The 1,402-nt window shown below is 52.5% G+C and carries 3 protein-coding genes; all 3 read left to right on the plus strand.

The window, feature by feature from the left end; translation table 11 throughout:
* Positions 1-114: 114 nt before the first annotated feature.
* On the plus strand, positions 115-462 hold the full coding sequence (locus ACQ4M5_RS41690) for a hypothetical protein (RefSeq protein WP_430681680.1): 348 nt from the start codon (positions 115-117) through the stop codon (positions 460-462).
* The gene (locus ACQ4M5_RS41695) at positions 416-1,138 is read left to right on the plus strand and encodes a hypothetical protein (RefSeq protein WP_430681681.1); all 723 of its coding nucleotides are present in this window, start codon (positions 416-418) and stop codon (positions 1,136-1,138) included. Before ACQ4M5_RS41690 ends, ACQ4M5_RS41695 begins: the two co-directional genes overlap by 47 nt.
* A 13-nt stretch (positions 1,139-1,151) precedes the next feature.
* On the plus strand, positions 1,152-1,402 hold a 251-nt coding region (locus tag ACQ4M5_RS41700), incomplete at its 3' end, for a hypothetical protein (RefSeq protein WP_430681682.1).

Here is a 1,402-nt window from a genome sequence, read left to right on the forward strand (position 1 = left end):
GCTCAAGAGCTAGTGTGTCTGCTCGCCTACATCGGTGAGTTGTTCAATACGACGGGAATGGTCGATCGCTTGAATCAACTGCCAGTCTGAACCCAAAAAATTTAGGTCACGCTCATGTTCAATCCTCATCTCCCATCCGGCATCAGAATGGTGCCGCTCCATTCGACCCCATCGATCTATCCCGATTTGACTCAAACTATCCTGGCGGTACTGATGCGACAGCGTTACGTGCATCAGGCTTCTCCATCCGCGACGCGATCGATCCTGAAACCAGTTTCATCAGATTCAGCAACTTGTCGATCGCCTCTGATCGAGCTAGAGACTCTGTGGCGCGATGACTTTGAAGCATTTGTAGAGCGAAGAACTGAGGCGCTCCTGTGCTTGGTGAGTCAAGCGATGGGCAAAGCACCTCCCGATGCCCGACTCGAACTGGATTGTCCGTCGAACCGAGAAAGTGCTTAAAGATGGATTGCGACTCATGTTGACCCTCAGCGATTTACTGTCCACTTACGATGCCTACACTCAACGGAGAACGAGCGACGTGTTCGAGCAACTGGCACGATTGCGTCAAGATATCGCGACTAAACGGATGAGTATCGAGCAGGTGGAGTCCGAATTACTTCAGGCTCAGCAGCACTGCCTCGATCAAATGCGTCCCCACTTTGCTGCGGATGCTAGAGCGTTACTCAAGACTCCACAGTTCGCCGCATTTGTCGAATCCCTGATAGAAGCTGTGGCAAGCGATCGCATCGGTTCCGACCCGCTACTGGTGCCACCGAGTCCGACCTTCTGGCTGATTCAATCGACCTCGATCGCATTGCACTTACGCGACATTGAATGCCTGCAACTCGACAATCGGGACGGCACAGATGGGATTGCCGTGATTCGGATACAAGTTGCACTCCAGGATTGGCAGCAGTCCGTCCACGTTTTGCTACAGGGACTGCGGCAGCAGTCTCAGGTTGTAGCAGTCCTGAACCAGATCCAGTCCCAATTTCCCCAACCTGATCCGCAGGGTGATGGAGTCCCTTACCTTAGCCGTGTCGTGATTCAAGAACTAGCGTGTGTGGTGCTGTATATTGCTCGGCTGTTTAGCCTCAACTGGGTCATCGCGATCAATCAGAGCTTTGAACTTTAAGGAGGGCATTGCGATGCGAAGTCTAACCTTACCGAATCAGCGTTGCCAATGGATGTGCCGCTTCTGGGGTCGCGGGCTTGCTCTGAATCGCTGGTGTCTCGAACAAGGCTGGTTCAGCTTCGATCTTGCCTTAAAGATTCAAAGCCGATTGATCGATTTCGTTGCTTATGAACACAAGCTGGCGTGCGAGGCACATCTACAAGTGCTGGAATCTAGCTTTTTGATTGGAGAAATCGCTGCCACCCCGGAGGCGCTGGAGTACTT

Origin of the sequence: Leptolyngbya sp. AN10, assembly GCF_050565645.1 — a bacterium.
Lineage (GTDB): Bacteria > Cyanobacteriota > Cyanobacteriia > Leptolyngbyales > Leptolyngbyaceae > Leptolyngbya.